Below are 18924 nucleotides of genomic sequence, written 5' to 3'. Positions count from 1 at the left end.
AACGCTGCATGATCGCGGAAATTAGCAGATCGAACGCCGCGTATTCGTCTTTAGCGAACGCAGCAAGAGTTGTTCAGATTTTATCCAATTCAGCCTTTATCCAGTCATCGAGAGCGGGTATCATGCCAACCCTTTTTCAAACTCTCGGTTCGATCTGACGGTGGCGCACGCGGCTGGCAGGACGGGCCGTTGCAGACCGGGTGAAACGTTTTTTACATGGCCTGCGGATGATTTGGCCTCCACAACAGGTAAGGCTATGTCGGCAGTACGCATCGGCCCATATACAGTGCAAAACGGCTTGGTTCTCGCCCCGATGGCGGGCGTCACCGATCAGCCTTTCCGCCAGCTGTGCCGACGACTCGGTGCCGGACTTGTGGTGTCGGAGATGGTCACCAGTGACATGAGCCTGTGGAACAGCCGCAAATCGCGTCTGCGCATGATCCACGAAGGTGATCCCGAGCCACGCTCGGTACAGATCGCCGGTGGTGATCCGCAGATGCTGGCAGACGCAGCACGTGCCAATGTCGAACTGGGAGCCCAGATCATCGACATCAACATGGGTTGCCCGGCCAAGAAAGTCTGTAACAAGGCAGCAGGCTCGGCGCTGTTGAAAGATGAGCAACTGGTGAACGACATCCTGCAGGCCGTGGTGGCTGCGGTTGATGTACCCGTTACGCTGAAGATCCGCACCGGATGGGATCGCGACAACCGAAATGGCCTGACGGTAGCGAAAATCGCCGAACAGGCAGGCATTCAGGCACTGGCGGTACACGGGCGAACCCGTGCCGACCTGTACACCGGTGAAGCCGAGTACGACACCATCGCCATGATCAAACAGGCAGTGTCGATACCGGTCTTTGCCAATGGCGACATCGATTCACCCGAAAAAGCCCGGCGCGTGCTACAGGCCACCGGCGCGGACGGGTTACTGATTGGCAGGGCCGCCCAGGGGCGTCCCTGGATTTTTCGCGAGATAGAACACTTTCTGCGTACCGGAGAGACACTCCCGGCCCTGCAGTCGAGTGAAGTGGAACGTATTCTGCTTGAGCATCTGGCAGCGCTCCACGTTTTCTATGGGGATGTGATGGGCGTGCGCATTGCACGCAAACACGTCAGCTGGTATCTCGCAACCCTGCCGGGCGCCAGAGAGTTTCGCGCCCACTTCAATCGTTTGGAAGATACGGATGCACAGTGCGCCAACGTTCGGGAGTTCTTCAGCCAAGGCTGCAAGGGCCCGGATAACGAGAATGATAAAGAGGTGGCCGCATGACGATGATGACCGAGACTTTAGTGAGTGGAACAACACCCGTGAGCGACAACGTCAATTTGAAACAGCACCTCAACACGCCGAGCGAAGAGGGTCAGACCCTGCGCGGAAGTGTCGAGAAGGCGCTGCACAATTATTTCGCCCACCTCGAAGGCGCATCCGTCACTGACGTCTACAACCTGGTGTTGTCGGAAGTCGAGGCTCCGCTCCTCGAAAGCGTGATGAACTACGTCAAGGGCAACCAGACGAAGGCCTCCGAGCTGCTGGGACTGAATCGCGGCACGCTGCGCAAGAAACTCAAACAGTACGATCTGCTTTAAGCATTCAAAACAGAAAAGGCGACCTTGCACCGCGGTCGCTTTTTTTTGCTGACTTCTTTTGCTTTTGATGGAAATCGAGATGACCGACCAGACTACCCGCCTGCCGATCCGCCGCGCTCTGATCAGCGTATCCGACAAGACAGGAATCCTTGAATTTGCCCGTGAGCTTGAAGCGCTGGGCGTCGAGATTCTCTCCACTGGCGGTACGTTCAAGCTACTCAGGGACAACGGCGTTGCGGCAGTCGAAGTGGCCGACTACACCGGCTTCGCCGAAATGATGGATGGCCGGGTCAAGACCCTGCACCCCATGATCCACGGCGGCATTCTGGGTCGACGCGGCACCGACGATGCCATCATGAGCGAACACGGCATCAAGCCGATCGACCTGGTTGCAGTCAATCTCTATCCGTTTGAAGCCACTGTTGCCAAACCTGGCTGCGATCTGCCGACCGCCATCGAGAACATCGATATCGGTGGCCCGACCATGGTCCGCTCCGCAGCAAAGAACCACAAGGACGTCGCAATCGTGGTGAATGCCGGCGATTACGGCCAGGTGCTGGAAAGCCTCAAGGCCGGCGGCCTGACATACGCACAGCGTTTCGACCTGATGCTCAAGGCGTTCGAGCACACCGCCGCCTACGACGGCATGATCGCCAACTACCTGGGTGGCGTCGACCAGACAGCTGAAACCCTGAGCACCGAAGGCCGCAGCCAGTTCCCACGTACTTTCAACACCCAGTTCGTCAAGGCTCAGGAAATGCGCTACGGCGAGAACCCGCACCAGAGTGCGGCGTTCTACGTTGAAGCCAGACCTGCCGAGGTCGGCATTGCCACTGCAACCCAGCTGCAAGGCAAGGAACTGTCGTTCAACAACGTCGCCGATACCGATGCTGCACTGGAATGCGTCAAGAGCTTCGTCAAACCGGCCTGCGTGATCGTCAAGCACGCCAACCCGTGCGGTGTAGCGGTCTGCCCGGACGATGAAGGCGGCATTCGTCAGGCGTACGAACTGGCCTATGCCACCGACGCCGAATCGGCATTTGGCGGCATTATCGCCTTCAACCGCGAGCTGGACGCCGCAACGGCCAAGGCCATCGTCGAGCGTCAGTTCGTCGAGGTGATCATCGCACCGAGCGTCAGCGCCGAAGCCCGCGCCATCGTGGCCAGCAAAGCCAACGTACGCCTGCTGACCAGCGGTCAGTGGAGCGAGCGCCTGCCTGCCTGGGACTACAAGCGCGTGAATGGCGGTCTGCTGGTGCAGAGCCGCGACATCGGCATGATCACCTCGGCCGATCTCAAGGTCGTTACCCGGCGCGCCCCTACCGAGCACGAAATGCATGACCTGATCTTTGCCTGGAAAGTCGCCAAGTACGTCAAGTCCAACGCCATCGTCTATGCCCGCAATCGTCAGACCATCGGCGTCGGTGCAGGCCAGATGAGCCGCGTGAACTCGGCACGCATTGCCGCCATCAAGGCCGAGCATGCCGGACTGCAGGTGCAGGGTGCGGTCATGGCCTCCGATGCCTTCTTCCCGTTCCGCGACGGTATCGATAACGCGGCGAAGGTTGGCATCACTGCCGTCATCCAGCCCGGCGGTTCGATGCGTGACAACGAAGTGATCGCTGCGGCAGACGAAGCGGGCATTGCGATGGTGTTCACCGGCATGCGCCACTTCAGGCACTAAACAGAAAAACGGCCGCACTGTCGCAGGCGTCTGCTGCGTTGGGTGGGGCTCCGCTGATGTTCATTGCCAGGAGGCAACTCCGCTCAGCGAAGCCCCACCCGTCTTGCATACACCTACGCCATTACGACCTCGTACCGCGGGATCGATGTTTCCAGGCATCCCGCGTACTCCAGAATCAGCGTCATCGAGGTTTTTGAAATGAATGTTTTGATCATTGGCAGCGGCGGTCGTGAACACGCCCTGGCGTGGAAAGTCGCTCAGGACCCACGTGTGCAGAAGGTATTTGTCGCACCGGGCAATGCGGGCACGGCGATCGAAGCCAAATGCGAGAACGTGGCAATCGACGTTCTGGCACTGGAACAACTGGCGGACTTCGCTGAGAAGAACGTTTCGCTGACCATCGTCGGCCCTGAAGTACCGCTGGTTGCAGGCGTGGTCGACCTGTTCCGCAGCCGTGGCCTGGACTGTTTCGGTCCGACCGCCGGTGCGGCGCAGCTCGAGGGCTCCAAGGCATTCACCAAGGATTTCCTGGCGCGCCACAAGATCCCCACTGCCGATTATCAGAACTTCACCGAGATCGAGCCTGCCCTGGCCTATCTGCGTGAAAAAGGCGCTCCGATTGTCATCAAGGCCGACGGCCTCGCGGCAGGCAAGGGCGTGATCGTTGCCATGACGCTGGCAGAGGCCGAAGACGCCGTACGTGACATGCTGGCTGGCAACGCCTTTGGCGAAGCCGGTTCGCGCGTCGTCATCGAAGAGTTTCTGGATGGCGAAGAAGCCAGCTTCATCGTCATGGTCGACGGCAAAAATGTGCTGCCGATGGCCACCAGCCAGGACCACAAACGCGTCGGCGACGGTGATACCGGCCCGAATACAGGCGGCATGGGTGCCTACTCCCCTGCTCCGGTAGTTACCGCCGAGGTTCATCAACGTGTCATGGATCTGGTTATCTGGCCGACCGTCCGAGGCATGGCCGACGAAGGCAACGTTTACACCGGCTTCCTCTATGCTGGTCTGATGATCGACAAGGCAGGCAATCCGAAAGTCATCGAATTCAACTGCCGCTTTGGCGATCCGGAAACCCAGCCGGTCATGCTGCGCCTGCAATCGAGCCTGGTTCTGCTGGTCGAGGCGGCGCTGGCGCAGGCACTGGACAAGATCGAAGCACAGTGGGACCCGCGTCCGAGCCTGGGTATCGTCCTGGCTGCCGGTGGCTACCCAGGCGATTACGCCAAAGGCGCGGTCATCGAAGGTCTGGACGCTGCTGCGCAACTGGAAGGCAAGGTCTTTCACGCGGGCACGGCCTTGCAGGATGATCGTGTCGTGACCAGCGGCGGTCGTGTACTGTGTGCCACAGCACTGGGTGACAGTGTCGGCAATGCGCAGCAAAATGCTTATGCGCTGGCCGCTAAAGTTGATTGGCAAGGATGTTTTTACCGCAAGGACATTGGCTATCGTGCCATTGCCCGCGAGCGTGGCGAAGACCAGGAATAATCGACCGGGCCAGCCTTTCAATCAGGAGGCAGGCCCATTGACCCGGCATTTGCGGTTTTACCAGGCATTCACTCACGAAGGGATTTCATTGTGCGCTGGCTCAGGATTGCCATAGCCTCAATCGCTGGACTGCTGACCCTGCTGTTCATGCTTTCGGCGCAGGCCGAGCATGGCGCAGGCTGGTCTACGCTGCTCGACGAAAAGGCTCACCTGACGCTGGATGAAATTCGTTCGGCGCGCTATCAGAATCAATTCAGCCCCATCGAACTGGAACGTGTTTCTGCTGCCGATCGCGACAGCGCGGTGTGGTTGCATTACCACCTGCAACCTACCCAGCATGAACAGCTTCTGCGCATATTCGCCCCGGACCTCGCCAGTGCGGACATGTACGTCATGGACGGCGATCAGCAGATCGATCATCTGCGCGCCGGCAACGAAGTGCCCAAGGACGATCAGCGCCTGCCCTCCAACGACTTCCTGCTGCCGATCCCGCAAAGCTCGGCCTCGCTGGACATCTATCTGAAGCTGGTATCCACCCAGAAAATGCGCCCCAGCATTACCCTGGAGCCCGCCATCCAAAGTGCTGCCAACGAGACCGAACCGTTCCTGTTCGGCCTGCTTTTTGGCGCCCTGGCGATGCTGATCGTGCAGAACCTGACGCGCTACGGGCACACACGGTCGCGCAGCAATCTTTGGCTCGCCGCCTGCGAAGCACTGCTCGGGCTCAGCGCCCTGCTGCTGCTCAACCTGCTCCGCCCGATCGACCCGTGGAATATTTCACAGACCCCAAGCGCGCATATTGCGTTGCTGCTGGCGGCAGTGGCAGGCCTGATCTACACCTATTGTTTCTTCGTCCACCGCAATGCCCGCAAGCTGGACCGTCTGTTGCTGGGCAACGCCGTGCTCATGGGTATCGGTACGTTACTGGTACTGCTGAACGACAGGCTGCCGATCAACATCCTGACCTTTGGCCTGGTTTCGCTGACCACATTGAGTATTCTGGCGGTGTCGATGTGGCACTGGCAGAAGGGCTATCGTTCGGCGCGCCTGTTTGTGCTCGGGATGATCACCTTCAATATTGGTTACATGGTAGTTCTGCCAGGTCTGCTCTGGCTGAGCCTGGTGCCGCCGCAATGGCTGATACTCGCGCTGCTCAGCGTATTCTGCATCAGCGGGGTGCTGATGAGCCTGGCCCTCGGCGAACGTCACCGCAGCATCACCGAAGACCGTTTCAGCATCAGCCGCGATCAGGCTGCCAGCACTGCCGAAATCAACGCCAAAGCCGAATTTCTGGCCAAGATCAGCCATGAGATTCGTACCCCGATGAATGGCGTGCTGGGCATGACCGAGCTGCTGCTCGGCACGCCACTGTCCGTCAAGCAGCGCGATTATGTGCAGACCATTCACAGCGCCGGCAATGAACTGCTGACGCTGATCAACGAGATTCTGGACATCACCAAGCTCGAATCGGGGCAGATAGAACTGGACGACGTGCAGTTCGATATCGGCGCGCTGGTCGAGGACTGCCTGAACATCTTCCGCGCCAAGGCCGAGCAGCAACAGGTCGAGCTGATCAGCCAGATCCAGCCTCAGGTGCCGCGCGTCATCAATGGTGATCCGACTCGCCTGCGTCAGACGCTGTTGAGCCTTCTGGAAAATGCCCTGAAAAAGACTGACGAAGGCGAGATTCTGCTGGCCGTCGCTCTTGAGTCCTCGAAAAACGGAAAGACCCGCCTGCGTATTTCGGTGCAGGACAGCGGTGAATCGCTTTCCGACGAAGAGCGTGAAGAATTGCTGCACGCCGAACTGCACAGCCGCAACTTCCTGGCCAGCAGCAGACTTGGTGGCCATCTGGGGCTGGTCATCGCCCGCCAGTTGATTGTCCTCATGGACGGCGAATTCGGTATTCAGAACAGTGGCAGCCAGGGCAACACGCTATGGCTGAACCTGCCTCTGGATGCAAAGCTGCTGGAACAGCCGACCATCGATCTGGACAGCCCGTTGAAGGATGCCAGGGTGCTGGTGGTCGATGACAATGATACTTGCCGCAAAGTGCTGGTTCAGCAATGCAGCGCCTGGGGCCTGAACGTCAGTGCCGTGGCGTCCGGCAAAGAGGCGCTGGCGTTGCTCAGGACCAAGGCTCATTTACGCGACTATTTCGATGTGGTCCTTCTCGATCAGAACATGCCCGGCATGACCGGGATGCAACTGGCCGCCAAGATCAAGGAAGACCCGAGCCTGAATCACGATATTCTGCTGATCATGCTGACCGGCATCAGCAATGCGCCCAGCAAGATTATCGCTCGCAACTCCGGCATCAAACGCATTCTGGCGAAACCGGTGGCAGGCTACACACTGAAGACGACGCTGGCAGACGAGCTGACCCAACTGAACAAGGGCGTCGGCTCGCACAAACCGGGTCCGGTAATGAATACACCGGTAAGCGTGCCCGGCGACTTCCGGATTCTGGTCGCCGAAGACAACAGCATTTCGACCAAAGTGATTCGCGGCATGCTTGGCAAGCTCAACCTGAACCCCGATACGGCAAGCAATGGCGAAGAAGCGCTGCGTGCCATGAAGGCACAACGTTACGATCTGGTATTGATGGACTGTGAAATGCCGATACTCGACGGGTTCTCGGCCACCGAGCAATTACGTGCCTGGGAGGTCGGCAACCAGCGGGTGCGCACACCGGTCGTTGCACTGACCGCGCACATTCTCACCGAGCACAAGGACCGCGCACGTCAGGCAGGGATGGACGGTCATATGGCCAAACCCATCGAACTGTCCCAACTGCGTGAACTGGTCGAACACTGGGTTGCGCACCGAGACAAGGCTCGCGGCATTGCGTCGAGCGGCGAGCAGTATCGGCACAAATGACAGCAACGGGAAAGGCAGCGAGTGGCCTGATAGACTGACGATGCCATCCACCTGCTGTCGAGTCGAAGCCATGCTTCACGTGTTGTTCAGCGTCTATCTGAAAATGCTGGTGCTTTACAGCCCGTTTTTCGTTCTTTCCTGCTTCATCAGTCTGACCCGTGGTCACTCGCGCAAGGAGCAACGGCGCCTGGCCTGGAAGGTCGCGCTTGCAACGCTGGTTTCAAGCGTATTGCTCTATCTGTTCGGAAGAGTGATTTTCGATGTCTTCGGAATCACTGTCGATGCATTCAGGATCGGTGCGGGCAGTGTTCTGTTCATCTCTGCGTTGGGCATGGCCCAAGGCAAGTCGGCCGTTCAGACCGACACTGTTCAACAGGATGTGACCATTGTTCCGCTGACCATCCCCCTTACCGTTGGCCCCGGCACCATCGGCGCGTTACTGGTCATGGGCGTCAGTCAGCCCCATTGGGACGACAAGCTCACCGCCATCCTGAGTATTGCGCTGGCCAGCCTCACGGTTGGAGTAGTGCTTTACCTGTCCAACCGTATCGAACGGATCCTTGGCGATCAGGGTTTGCAGATTGTCAGCCGCCTGATGGGGCTATTCGTCTGTGCGCTGGCTGCACAGATCATTTTCACCGGTATCAGGGGCTATCTGCTGCCCTGACCGGCTCAGATGAGCGCAGCCCGCACCAGGCCTTGCGCTCTGCCATCCAGATAACGCATGACGTCATCGCGATGGGTCGCGTAACGCTTGCTGTCAAAGGTGTAACTGCCGCCCTTGAAGTGAAAGAGCAAGCGTCGGCTGCCCGCAGCGCGCTCGTCGACACTCAGATGCAGACTGCAAAGCAGCAAAAGGATCCGGTCATGCTCATACTTTTCACAGGGCACTACCTGAAAACTGCCCAGACGCCCGTGATCAAAACCGTTTTGAAAGTAGGACTCTGCCGCCTGATTTACCCCCATCGCCTTGACGGCACGCTGCACCAGGCTGCCGACTCGCTCGCGATCCGCAGGATTACTGACGTTGAAGGTCGCCTGCAACAGATCATCGACGTTGCTCACGACCAGTGAGTCGCCCAGCACCAAACCTCTTTGCTGTATGCCGCGAGCCTTGAGTCGGCTGCGGTAGTAATGCATCCAGCTGTTCCACTGCGTCTTGAAATCAAACTGCCTGCCTGCGAACAACTGCGCATCCAGAAGTACGTCCTGAATGTCCGTGCGCTCCTCGCTCGAAAGCCCCGGAAGAAATGCCACCATACTGGGGATATCACCTAGATACGCTGCATTGCCTGCTTCTGCATTCATTTGCGTTACTCCCTTCCCTGGGCGCCTGACCACATTGCTAGAGCCTGATTATTTCGGCTACGGCACGACCAGTCAGGGCGTCCTGAACAGTCTGGCGAAAAGGTCCGAAGCTCTGGCGACTGAACCGGAACGCCGTACCGACAGCATGCACGCGCATTTCCCCTCCAAGTACCTGCCAGAAATGAAGCGCAGGTCTCAACGCCAATGTTGTCATCTGCACACTGCACATGAGAATCGTCACTTCGTCTTCGCTGTGCATTACGCAGGGCATGAGTTGGAAGCTTTCAGAACGTCCAGACGTAAACCAACTGCTGAAAAACGTTTTCGCGTGATCACTGCTCAGTAGTCTGTCGAACGAACTGCGGTATAACTGGCCAAGCTCAACGGTGTTATCGATCACTGGAAGCTGCAATTTGCCAACATCCCTGAAACTGTGAATTTTCAGATGTACGTCGTTGAGCCCTGCGCTGCGCCGCCCGCCATTGGCAAGAATGGCGTGCAGGTAAGCATTCAGCCATGCACGCCAGGCCCTGCCAGGGGAGTAGCGATCCGTTGCGACAAGCCGGGCGTATTGCAGACAGCTCAGTATGTCCTCGCGTAAATCAGGTTCGACGTTCCGGGCAAAGGACAGCAGGCTGGAGCCTGCCAGCAGGGTTTCATCCGGATCAGACATCAGGGTGCTCCCCAAGCGACATGATCAGCCCCGCACGCTTGCTCGAAAGCGCCGTGTCGATACTTTCGCGAAACCGTGAATAGACCTTTTCGAGCAATTGCATGGTATAGACGGTCACAGCGACGTTGCCGTATATACTTTGCGGCTCGAGCACATCGAAAAGAAAACCGGATGACAACGGCTGGTGTGTGGCGACATTAAGCTGCGCCAGCGTCAGGTTGCGTCGGGCGTCGACAAAACCCAGTTGCAGGACCACATTGACCTGCAACTTTCCCGCATGATTCAAGCCGCTCTGTAGCGTCTGACTGCGCAACAGCCGAAGCGCTGTGTCACCGGCTCGCTGACTGCAAACCTTGCGCATCAAGACCTCTGCGCGCTGAAGATCCTCCGGTGGCACACTGTGCGTGAGGGCCTCCGCCATGCAGCTCCATGCTGTCCGGGCAGCAGCCCCTGCACGCAAGGGCTCGCTGACATGTTCACTGGCATTAAGCACCCAGCCGAAACGCAGGGCCGCTGCGAGACGGGTTTCATTCCATTTTTCGAATTCGGCAAACTTGGGGTGCTGCTTTGATGCGGCCAGCTGCACATACAACAGCGAATCCAGCACATCGTTTTTCGGGACGGCCTGCTGCGGAGCGGAAAAAAACAGCACGCAGCCTGCGTTGACGACAACGGCATTCAGTTCCTGCTTCATGGGGAAAATTCCTTTTATCCCGAACGCGGAGGCGACCTGTGCCTCCGCAAAAAAATCAGATATCAAACTCTGCGATCGCGCTTTTGGCGCTGTCACCCAGCCTCTGCTGGATCAGATCACGATGACGTGCATACAGCCTCGCATTGAGCACAAGGTTGTCCTCACCCTTCCAGGTACTGACATGGGTATCCTGCCACTCCCAGAACAGGACATTGGTGACATCGCTGTCGGCCTGGAAGCTGACCGCACCCATGGCCAGATTCACGGTCTTGTCATCTTCGATACAAGAGGCAATCCGGAAACTGCCACCGCGGTGTGTTTTGGTCTGGCCTTCGAACAGGCGCAGAGGCTCTTCTCTGGCTTTCAGCGCAGCGACGGCATCTGCAGCGACCTTGAGCATCAGCAACGATGCAGGCCCTGGTAATGCGGCAGTCGTAACGGCCGAGCCAAGAACCTCGAGGCCGACTTCGTCCATGGTAAAGCGCTGCTGGGTCGCACGGTAACGGGCATAGTTCCAGCGGGTGGAGAGCCAGCCAGTCTTCGAGAGTACTTCGTTGAATTTGCCATACCACTTCTCGGCTTGCGTTTCAGCGTTGAACGCCTTGTTGGCCGCAAGGGTGGCGAACAGAAAAGAGTCCATGACGTCTTCCTTGCTCTGGCGCGACATACCCTCGGCAAACGCCACCAGATTGCTCGCAACCACTGCGCCCTGAGAACGTTCATCATCGGAGACGGAATCAGTCACATCACTTGCCCGCAGTAATTCGGGCTGTCTGGATACTGCGTACGCGATCAACGATGCTGGGCATTCAGCCAGCTCACAGGCGGCAAGGTAATCAAGATTGTCAGTAGTGCTCATTGTATTTTCCTGGTTCATTTCATTAGTCCTTTAATTCATGAGTCCTGAGGGACCGAAACGAGACTAACGAAATAAATCAGGCTGTTTTTCCAGCAGATACAAACGAAACACTGATGTCTTCAGGACGAGTCGGACCTGCACTCAGTAACGTGCTCAAAATTCAATCAGAGTGCCGCGCCCGGTGAATCGCGGACGAGAGAACATTCAGTGGCAGGACAGGGAAACAGGCCACAAGCCTGGCAGTTTGAACAGTGCCAATTCACTCAGGCACCCAAGCCAAAATATACGGCCTGAATGCCTTGTACCGCTTAGGGGTTTCAGAACTTTCTCACAACAAATCCAACGCATGCATGACAGCCCACTGGGCTCATGCTGTAGGTTTTTCGCCATACCAACGCGGCGTGTAGACCCACTTGCCACCTTCACTGCGAGGAAACGTGCACGTCAGAGAAGAGCCGATCAACACCATGGTTCGCATGTCCACCTGTTCCGGTGTCAGTTCACCCAGCGTAATGACGCGCAGTGTCTGGCCAGGTCGGCCGATGTCGCGCCCCAGCGTAACGGGTGTTTCAGAAATACGATGTTGGCGGACAATCTCCAGCGCGCGCCCCAGTTGCCAGGGTCGGGAGCGGGAAATCGGGTTGTAGAAGGCCAGCGCAAGATCTGCATGACAGGCGAGGTCCAGACGCTTTTCGATGATTTCCCAGGGCTTGAGGTTGTCGGAGAGCGACAGCACGCAGAAATCATGCCCCAACGGAGCGCCCGCCTGGGCTGCTGTTGCCAGAGAAGCCGAGACACCCGGCAGAATTTCCAGCTCGACGGCATGCCAGTGCTCGTTGTCTGACTCATGCAGCGCTTCAAGTACCGCCGAAGCCATGGCGAAGACGCCCGGATCACCGGACGACACCACGACCACCGAGCGGCCCTGCGCAGCGAGTTTGAAGGCATGCCGGGCACGCATCATTTCCTCACGATTATCGGTGCAATGCAGCACCTGATCGGCACGAAACGGCCCCGCCATGCGAACGTAGGTTTCATACCCCAGCACATCATTGGCACAGGCCAGCTCAGCCTTGACCGCGGGCACCATAAGGTCTGCCGCACCGGGACCCAGGCCAATGACGGCAAGCCGGCCGCGCTTGCGTCCGATGCTCTGCACGTCCAGCGGTTGAGCGGCCACGGCAATCGACAGGTTGTCGTCGACGCAGGCCGGTGGCAACAGTTGCGGTACAGCGTTCATCGCCATCTCGCGGGCCGAGCCGGCAGTGGCGAACCGTACAGGCACATTCAACTCGGCAGCGGCCTGATGCAAATGCCCATTGGCCATCTGCTCCTCTGCGGCCAGCAGGCAGGCCAGGGACTGACGCGCAATACGTGCGTCGCGCAGGGCCGAGCGTACGCTGTCAGCCAGTTCATCGGTCATGTCAGTCACGGCAACGAGTACATTGCGCGGGTAGATCAGCAATTCATTGACCGAAGGCTCGCGCACCGTACTGCCGACATGGATCGCCAGCGCGGCGTGTGGATCCTCGGGCAATTGCGCCTGGGCCAGCCACGGAGCCTCGCCTTCGATGCGCACGGGCTCGCCGGACAACAGGTCGGAAACAAAACGTTTGCCCAGCTCCAGATCGCCCAGTGCATAGCCGCTCGGCGGGTTGAGCAGGCAGGTGCCGAAACGCAACTCGCCGCTGGTAGTAATTGCGGGCGAAACACCCAGCCCGCTCGCGATACTGCGCGCCAGGACATTCACCCCGCCGAGGCCGCCCAGCAAGGGCACCACCGCGCTGCCGTCTTCGGCGACGGCGAGGACCGGCGGTTCGGCACCTTTCTCCAGCAGCAACGGGGCCAGCGTGCGGATCACGATGCCCGCAGCGCAAAGGGCAATGATGGGAGTGTTGTGTTGGTACAACTGACGCAGCAGCGCGCCAAACTCGCTGTAAGTGCTGTCGGCACCCTGCACACGCTCGGCCAGACCATGAATCAGCGCATCGGGAAACATCTGCTGAATGCGCCGCGCAGTAGCAAGGCTGCCATTGCCGAGGATGACGATGGCCGGAGTATTGAGAGTCATCAGCCTTGCCACCTGTCGCCAGGGACGATAATCAGCGAAAAATACGGCGAAGACATCGGGTCTACCTGATCCAGTGGCACGATTTTCTGATTGGCCATCGTGGCGCGCTCGACATACAGCGCGCGCCCGGCCATGCCCAGTTCGGTCAGAACCTCGCGTACCTTGTGGAAGTTGCGTCCCAGTTTCATGATCACCGCCGCATCGGCGTCGGCCAGCTTGCGTTTCAGGTCGTCATGGGACAGCACGCCGGACAACACCGACAGGCTCTGGTTGCGATACACCAGTGGCGCACCCAGCACCGAAGCGCCCCCCAGCATCGAGCACACGCCCGGGATCACTTCAGCCTCAAAGCGCTCGGCGAGACGATCGTGCAGGTACATGTAAGAACCGTAGAAGAACGGATCGCCTTCGCAGATCACCGCCACATCACGTCCGGCGTCCAGGTGTGCTGCAATGTGCAGGCTGGACTCGTCGTAGAAGTCGCTGATGACTTTTTCGTAGGACAACGGTGCAGGCAATGCTTCGGTGGTAACCGGGTAGACCAGCGGCATCAAGGTCTGAACGTCCTGCAGGTGCGCTTCGATAATGCCGAATGCGTTGCCCTTTTTACCCTTGGCCACGAAGTACGCCACCACGGGCGACTCACGCAGCAGACGCAGAGCTTTGACGGTGATCAGTTCCGGGTCGCCGGGACCGACGCCCAGGCCAATCAATCGACCGCGAGCCTGCATCATTCGATCTCCGTGGCCAGTGCGTTGACAGCGGCCACAGCCATGGCGCTGCCGCCACGACGGCCCTGCATGATCACGAACGGTACACCCCGGCTGTCTGCGGCAAGCATGGCCTTGGACTCGGCAGCACCGACAAAGCCGACCGGAAAGCCAAGAATCAAGGCAGGTTTCGGCGCTCCGGCATCAAGCATTTCCAGCAGGTAGAACAACGCGGTGGGTGCGTTGCCGATCACTACCACGCTGCCTTCCAGGTGCGGACGCCACCGTTCAAGCGCCACGGCGGAGCGCGTGTTGCCCAGTTCAAGGGCCATTTCGCGTACACCGTCGTCATGCAATGTGCAGATGATCGGGTTGTTGGCGGGCAGCCGGGTACGGGTGATGCCTTCGGAGACCATGCGCGCATCGCACAGGATCGGCGCACCCGCCGCCAGGGCATTGCGCCCGGCCGTACCGGCACCTGGCGAGAAGCGCAGGTCTTCGATGACTTCGACCATCCCGCAGGCATGGATCACGCGCACGGCGAGTTTTTCCAGGTCGGCGGGGATCGTGTCCAGGCGCGCTTCGGCGCGAATGATCGAGAAGGAGTTGCGATATATCTCCTGACCATCGCGGATGTAATCAATCATGCAATGCTGCTCCGTGAGTCGGCGTTCAACTGCGCACCGACTGCTTCAATAGTAAGGTCACGCGCGCGCAGTACACCGAAACCGGAGTGGGCTGCGTCGCGAAAATAAAGGTCGTAACGGCCGGGCGAGACGGCCAGCAGGGTGACTGGCGCGACGTGGGCCGCGGCACAGGAGCGCGTGCAGCCACTCAGATGGACGGCCTGGCTGGCCGTCAGACCGGCAGCCAGTTGCAGTGCATCAGCCTTGGTATCGGCCAGTCCCTTTGCGCAACCGGCAGAACCGGTGCACGCGAGCATCTGCGCCAGCGGTTGCCGAGCCGAACACAGGAGACCCGCAGACTGCAACGCATCCATCACCACAGCCGCTTGCTCGACCGGCACATTGGGCAACAACAGGCTCTGCCAGGGCGTCAGGCGCAAGGTGCCGTCGCCCTGATCGGCAGCCAGTTGCGCGACACGGGAAAGCGTCGCCGCATCAAGGCGCCCTAACGGTACAACAGCGCCCACTGCCACTTGATCCGGCTGTGCCTGTGGATAAACGCCGATATGGCGATTGCCCTGAGTTGCCGGACGTCGCCACCGGGTGATCGCGTGATCAACCCGCAACGTACAGTCGAGTCGGGTCGAAAGCCGGCGCAACACATCGTCGATCGCTACCTCAGCCAGCAGATGGCGCATACGCGTGTGTTGCGGACGGGCCAGATCGAGAAACAGCTCCAGCAGCGCGATCACCAGCTTCTTTCCCTGAGCCAGAGGCACAGCGGCAACTGGCTGATCATGAGCCGGGCAACCGGCCAGGCCGAACGCCAGCAGCACCTCGTCCTCGAGTTTCAACGCCGACAGCCATACATCATGTGGATGTTCCAGCATTATCAATGCTTCACCTGCATCCAGCGACAACGCGAATTTGGGTGACAGCTCGTGAAAACGCGGGTGACTTTCCAGCGCATCGAGAATCTGCGCCGCCAGCGGCCGGGCATCGAACAGCATCTGCGGGTCCAGCCCGGCGGTCGGGCTGAGCATCAGGTTGCGCACATCGTCGCTGGCAGGGTTGGCCGGACCAAGCCCGGCCGCCATCAGCGATGCTATCAGCCCGTCGTGATCGGCACCGATGCCGCGAATCTGCAGATTGGCGCGGTTGGTGGCTTCGATAACACCCTGCGCATAAGTCTGCGCAGCTTCGGCGACCGCCGTGGCCTGAGCGCTGGTGATAACTCCGCCCGCCAGCTTGATCCGGCAGATCCCGCCGTCCAGTGCCGGGACGATGCGCAGCAACCCCGGGCAGGCCGAGGGGCGTAGCGTTGCAGAGGATGTGCGAGCGGACTGCGGCTCGTTCAAATGGATCACCCGGTATGAACTGGACGTGGATTAGAGCACTTGTACCCCGTCGGGCGCGGTATTATGCCTGCTTTGTCCGCAGGCATGAAAAGGCGCTCTGTCGGAAGTTCGGATTGAGGTAGTTACATGTCACCGTGGCTGACAGTCGTGGGAATCGGAGAAGACGGTTACAAGGGACTGGGCAAGAACGCCCGACACGCCCTGCTGCACGCCGATCAGGTGTTCGGCGGCCCGCGCCAGCTGGCGTTGCTGCCGCCGTGTATCCGTGCAGAACGGCGTGCGTGGCCCAGTCCGTTCTCGCTGAACCCGGTGCTGGAGCAACGCGGTGCCGAAATCTGCGTGCTGGCCAGTGGCGATCCCATGCTGTTCGGCGTCGGAGCCAGCCTTGCACGCGTGGTCGCCATCGATGAAATGCGCATTCTGCCTGCGCCCTCCTCTTTTTCACTGGCTGCCGCCCGCCTGGGCTGGCCGCTGCAGGACGTTGTCACCCTGTCGGTGGTTGCCAGACCGGTGGCCGCGCTGAACGCGCATTTCCATCATGGCGTGCGTCTGTTGGTGCTGAGCAACGATGGCAGCAGCCCCGCAATGATCGCCGGTTTGTTGCGCGAGCGAGGCTTTGGCCCGAGCTGCATGACCGTCCTCGAACATCTGGGTGGCGAAGCCGAGCGGCGCGTTGAAGGGCTGGCCAGTGAATGGGGCAACCCCGATATTGCTGCCCTGAACCTGGTTGCCATTGATTGTCGCGCCGACGCCAGCGCACTGCGCCTGAGCACGTTGGCGGGCCTGCCGGACAGTGCGTTCGAGCATGACGGTCAGCTCACCAAACGCGACGTGCGGGCCATCACCCTGGCCCGCCTCGCGCCTGTACCGGGCGAGCTGCTGTGGGATGTCGGCGCGGGCTGCGGTTCTATCGGCATCGAATGGATGCGTGCGCACCCGACCTGCCGGGCCATGGCCATCGAAGCGGACGAAGACCGTCAGCAACTGATCGAATTCAATCGCGACGCATTGGGCGTGCCCGGCCTGCAACTGGTACGTGGCAGCGCGCCACAGGCGCTGAACGGTCTGGAACGACCGGATGCGATTTTCATCGGCGGTGGCGTGACCCGTATCGGCGTACTGGAAACCTGCTGGGAGCAGTTGCGCTCCGGCGGGAGGCTGGTCGCCAATGCCGTCACCCTGCAAAGCGAAGCTGCACTCATGGCCTGGCGCGAGCGGCATGGCGGCGAACTGACGCGTATTCACGTCGCCCACGCGCAACCCCTTGGCGAGTTCGACACGTGGCGCCAGGCCTTGCCGATCACTCTGCTGGACGTAGTCAAACCCTGATGCGCGAAGAAACCGCCGAACAGCCTGCGCCATTGCGCAGTGGCCTGACCACTGGCAGTTGCGCCACCGCAACCAGCCTCGCGGCGGCGCGACTGTTGCTCAGTGGGCAGGTCAGCGATGCGGTGGAGATCGTGTTGCCCAAGGGCAAACAGGTGCAGATGCGTCTGGAATTCTGCCGGGTCGTGGATAACGTTGCCGAAGCCGGAACGCTCAAGGACGCCGGCGATGACCCTGACGTGACCCACGGCGCGCTGGTATTTGCGCGCGTCAGGCTGAAAGACGCACTTGGTGTGCACTTCATCGCAGGCACCGGCGTCGGCACCGTGACCCGCCCTGGTCTGGTGCTGGCAGTGGGTGAGCCGGCCATTAACCCGGTGCCCCGACGCATGATGACCGAGCACCTGCTGCGGCTGGCTGAAGAACAAGGCTACAGCGGCGGTTTCGAGGTCACGATCGGTGTCGAGGGTGGTGAAGCACTGGCGCTCAAGACCATGAACCCGCGCCTCGGCATTCTCGGAGGGCTGTCGATTCTCGGCACCAGCGGAATTGTTCGCCCCTTCTCCTGCGCGGCCTACATCGCGTCAATCCACCAGGGTATCGACGTCGCCACCACCAACGGCTACCGACATATTGCCGCCTGCACCGGCAACGCCAGCGAAGACACCATGCGCCGCGTGTACAACATTCCCGATATCGCCCTGATCGAGATGGGCGATTTTGTCGGCGCAGTGCTCAAGCATCTGCGCAAGGTGCCTGTGGATAAGTTGAGCCTCTGTGGCGGCTTCGGCAAGATCAGCAAGCTGGCAGCCGGCCACATGGACCTGCACAGCCGCCACTCGAGCATCGATCTGCCGCAACTGGCCCGGTGGGCAGCGGATATCGGCGCGGACGCAGGCCTGCAACTGCAGATTCGCGATGCCAATACCAGTCAGCAGGCGCTGGCGATGAGCGCTGCGGCGGGTGTGCCGCTGGGTGATGAAGTGTGTCGTCATGCGCTGGCGTTTGCCCGCAGCGTGGTGCCTGCGCAGGTCCGGGTCGAGGTCTTTGCCATCGACCGCCAGGGTGGAATCGTCGGTCAGGCGGGCGTCTTGCAAGAGGGGAAACACGCATGAAACGAATTCTGCTGCTGGGCGGCGTTACCGAGGCCCTGGCGATTGCCAGAACGCTCGGGCCTGAACATATCTACAGCCTGGCAGGCGTGGGCCGGGTGCCGTCGGATCTGACCTGCCAGTTGAAGGTCGGCGGTTATGGCGGTGCCGAAGGCATGGCGCAGTACATTGGCGAACAGGGCGTCGACTTACTGCTGGACGCGACCCATCCGTATGCCGCGCAGATCAGCCACAACGCAGCGCGTGCGGCCAGGCTGGCTGGCATTCCCTGCTGGGCCTTGCGCCGCAGTGCCTGGCAGGCCGGTGCGGGTGATGACTGGCGCGAAGTGGCCGACTGGGCAGAACTGGTCACCGCACTGGCCCCCTTCAAGCGTCCGCTGTTCACGTTGGGTCGCGAGCCCTTGCAGCACCTGAGTGAAATTCCGGCACACCAGTTCTGGACACTCAGAGCCCTGGACAGCTACCCCGGCAACGACCGCTGCGCGGTCATTGGCGCACGCGGCCCATTCGTACTCGAAGACGAACGCCATTTGTTCGAACAA

17 protein-coding genes are annotated in these 18924 nt (G+C 60.0%); 9 read left to right on the top strand and 8 right to left on the bottom strand.

Annotation, left to right across the window (positions count from 1 at the left end; genetic code table 11):
* Positions 1–256 precede the first annotated feature (256 nt).
* From dusB to ALO80_RS01225, 6 genes are all read left to right on the top strand, one after another.
* On the top strand, positions 257–1270 hold the full coding sequence (dusB, locus tag ALO80_RS01250) for a tRNA dihydrouridine synthase DusB (protein WP_054986590.1): 1014 nt from the start codon (positions 257–259) through the stop codon (positions 1268–1270).
* Entirely contained in the window at positions 1267–1587 is a 321-nt protein-coding gene (gene fis, locus ALO80_RS01245) for a DNA-binding transcriptional regulator Fis (RefSeq protein ID WP_002555375.1), read from the top strand. Before dusB ends, fis begins: the two co-directional genes overlap by 4 nt.
* Positions 1588–1666: 79 nt before the next feature.
* Positions 1667–3271, top strand: coding sequence for a bifunctional phosphoribosylaminoimidazolecarboxamide formyltransferase/IMP cyclohydrolase (gene purH / locus ALO80_RS01240; protein WP_055007647.1), 1605 nt, complete (start codon positions 1667–1669; stop codon positions 3269–3271).
* Positions 3272–3469: 198 nt separating this feature from the next.
* A complete protein-coding gene (purD, locus tag ALO80_RS01235; RefSeq protein ID WP_055007646.1) occupies positions 3470–4765 on the top strand; it encodes a phosphoribosylamine--glycine ligase in 1296 nt (431 codons plus the stop codon).
* Positions 4766–4855: 90 nt separating this feature from the next.
* On the top strand, positions 4856–7645 hold the full coding sequence (retS, locus tag ALO80_RS01230) for a hybrid sensor histidine kinase/response regulator RetS (RefSeq protein ID WP_055007645.1): 2790 nt from the start codon (positions 4856–4858) through the stop codon (positions 7643–7645).
* Between the two features lie 70 nt (positions 7646–7715).
* Entirely contained in the window at positions 7716–8312 is a 597-nt protein-coding gene (locus tag ALO80_RS01225) for a MarC family protein (protein WP_055007644.1), read from the top strand.
* 5 nt (positions 8313–8317) lie between these two features.
* Here the strand turns inward: ALO80_RS01225 and ALO80_RS01220 are convergent, their stop codons facing one another.
* The 8 genes from ALO80_RS01220 to cobG all read right to left on the bottom strand — a co-directional run bounded on the left by ALO80_RS01220 (position 8318) and on the right by cobG (position 15944).
* Positions 8318–8953: a hypothetical protein gene (locus ALO80_RS01220; RefSeq protein WP_055007643.1), complete on the bottom strand. Its 636-nt coding sequence runs from the start codon at positions 8951–8953 to the stop codon at positions 8318–8320.
* Positions 8954–8990: 37 nt separating this feature from the next.
* A complete protein-coding gene (locus tag ALO80_RS01215; protein ID WP_055007642.1) occupies positions 8991–9626 on the bottom strand; it encodes a hypothetical protein in 636 nt (211 codons plus the stop codon).
* On the bottom strand, positions 9619–10320 hold the full coding sequence (locus ALO80_RS01210) for a hypothetical protein (RefSeq protein ID WP_055007641.1): 702 nt from the start codon (positions 10318–10320) through the stop codon (positions 9619–9621). Before ALO80_RS01210 ends, ALO80_RS01215 begins: the two co-directional genes overlap by 8 nt.
* Before the next feature lie 55 nt (positions 10321–10375).
* Complete coding sequence (locus ALO80_RS01205) at positions 10376–11197, bottom strand: hypothetical protein (RefSeq protein WP_055007640.1); 822 nt, start codon at positions 11195–11197, stop codon at positions 10376–10378.
* Positions 11198–11546: 349 nt separating this feature from the next.
* Positions 11547–13250 carry a precorrin-3B C(17)-methyltransferase gene (gene cobJ, locus ALO80_RS01200; protein WP_055007639.1) on the bottom strand — a complete coding sequence of 568 codons (1704 nt, stop codon included), beginning with the start codon at positions 13248–13250 and terminating at the stop codon, positions 11547–11549.
* Positions 13250–13981, bottom strand: a complete 732-nt coding sequence (locus ALO80_RS01195) for a precorrin-2 C(20)-methyltransferase (protein WP_055007726.1) — start codon at positions 13979–13981, stop codon at positions 13250–13252. Before ALO80_RS01195 ends, cobJ begins: the two co-directional genes overlap by 1 nt.
* Complete coding sequence (locus ALO80_RS01190; RefSeq protein WP_054986600.1) at positions 13981–14607, bottom strand: precorrin-8X methylmutase; 627 nt, start codon at positions 14605–14607, stop codon at positions 13981–13983. Before ALO80_RS01190 ends, ALO80_RS01195 begins: the two co-directional genes overlap by 1 nt.
* Positions 14604–15944: a precorrin-3B synthase gene (cobG, locus tag ALO80_RS01185; protein WP_083493099.1), complete on the bottom strand. Its 1341-nt coding sequence runs from the start codon at positions 15942–15944 to the stop codon at positions 14604–14606. The genes ALO80_RS01190 and cobG overlap by 4 nt, the downstream gene beginning before the upstream one ends.
* Before the next feature lie 126 nt (positions 15945–16070).
* Between cobG and ALO80_RS01180 the strand changes: the two genes are divergently transcribed.
* From ALO80_RS01180 to ALO80_RS01170, 3 genes are all read left to right on the top strand, one after another.
* On the top strand, positions 16071–17273 hold the full coding sequence (locus ALO80_RS01180; protein WP_055007637.1) for a bifunctional cobalt-precorrin-7 (C(5))-methyltransferase/cobalt-precorrin-6B (C(15))-methyltransferase: 1203 nt from the start codon (positions 16071–16073) through the stop codon (positions 17271–17273).
* A complete protein-coding gene (locus ALO80_RS01175) occupies positions 17273–18385 on the top strand; it encodes a cobalt-precorrin-5B (C(1))-methyltransferase (protein WP_055007636.1) in 1113 nt (370 codons plus the stop codon). Before ALO80_RS01180 ends, ALO80_RS01175 begins: the two co-directional genes overlap by 1 nt.
* On the top strand, positions 18382–18924 hold a 543-nt coding region (locus ALO80_RS01170; RefSeq protein ID WP_055007635.1), incomplete at its 3' end, for a cobalt-precorrin-6A reductase. The genes ALO80_RS01175 and ALO80_RS01170, both read left to right, overlap by 4 nt.

Source organism: Pseudomonas caricapapayae (assembly GCF_001400735.1).
GTDB lineage: Bacteria > Pseudomonadota > Gammaproteobacteria > Pseudomonadales > Pseudomonadaceae > Aquipseudomonas > Aquipseudomonas caricapapayae.
The sequence above is the reverse complement of the archived record's forward strand: the minus strand, read 5'-3'. Positions and strand labels throughout refer to the sequence as shown.

Bases quoted from the DNA above. Each gene is read 5' to 3' on its own strand.
- dusB (WP_054986590.1), top strand. From the start codon at position 257: ATGTCGGCAGTACGCATCGGCCCATATACAGTGCAAAACGGCTTGGTT.
- purD (WP_055007646.1), top strand. From the start codon at position 3,470: ATGAATGTTTTGATCATTGGCAGCGGCGGTCGTGAACACGCCCTGGCG.
- ALO80_RS01190 (WP_054986600.1), bottom strand. From the start codon at position 14,607: ATGATTGATTACATCCGCGATGGTCAGGAGATATATCGCAACTCCTTC.
- ALO80_RS01215 (WP_055007642.1), bottom strand. From the start codon at position 9,626: ATGTCTGATCCGGATGAAACCCTGCTGGCAGGCTCCAGCCTGCTGTCC.
- ALO80_RS01175 (WP_055007636.1), top strand. From the start codon at position 17,273: ATGCGCGAAGAAACCGCCGAACAGCCTGCGCCATTGCGCAGTGGCCTG.
- ALO80_RS01210 (WP_055007641.1), bottom strand. From the start codon at position 10,320: ATGAAGCAGGAACTGAATGCCGTTGTCGTCAACGCAGGCTGCGTGCTG.
- ALO80_RS01195 (WP_055007726.1), bottom strand. From the start codon at position 13,981: ATGCAGGCTCGCGGTCGATTGATTGGCCTGGGCGTCGGTCCCGGCGAC.
- fis (WP_002555375.1), top strand. From the start codon at position 1,267: ATGACGATGATGACCGAGACTTTAGTGAGTGGAACAACACCCGTGAGC.
- cobJ (WP_055007639.1), bottom strand. From the start codon at position 13,250: ATGACTCTCAATACTCCGGCCATCGTCATCCTCGGCAATGGCAGCCTT.
- ALO80_RS01225 (WP_055007644.1), top strand. From the start codon at position 7,716: ATGCTTCACGTGTTGTTCAGCGTCTATCTGAAAATGCTGGTGCTTTAC.
- ALO80_RS01180 (WP_055007637.1), top strand. From the start codon at position 16,071: ATGTCACCGTGGCTGACAGTCGTGGGAATCGGAGAAGACGGTTACAAG.
- purH (WP_055007647.1), top strand. From the start codon at position 1,667: ATGACCGACCAGACTACCCGCCTGCCGATCCGCCGCGCTCTGATCAGC.
- ALO80_RS01220 (WP_055007643.1), bottom strand. From the start codon at position 8,953: ATGAATGCAGAAGCAGGCAATGCAGCGTATCTAGGTGATATCCCCAGT.
- ALO80_RS01205 (WP_055007640.1), bottom strand. From the start codon at position 11,197: ATGAACCAGGAAAATACAATGAGCACTACTGACAATCTTGATTACCTT.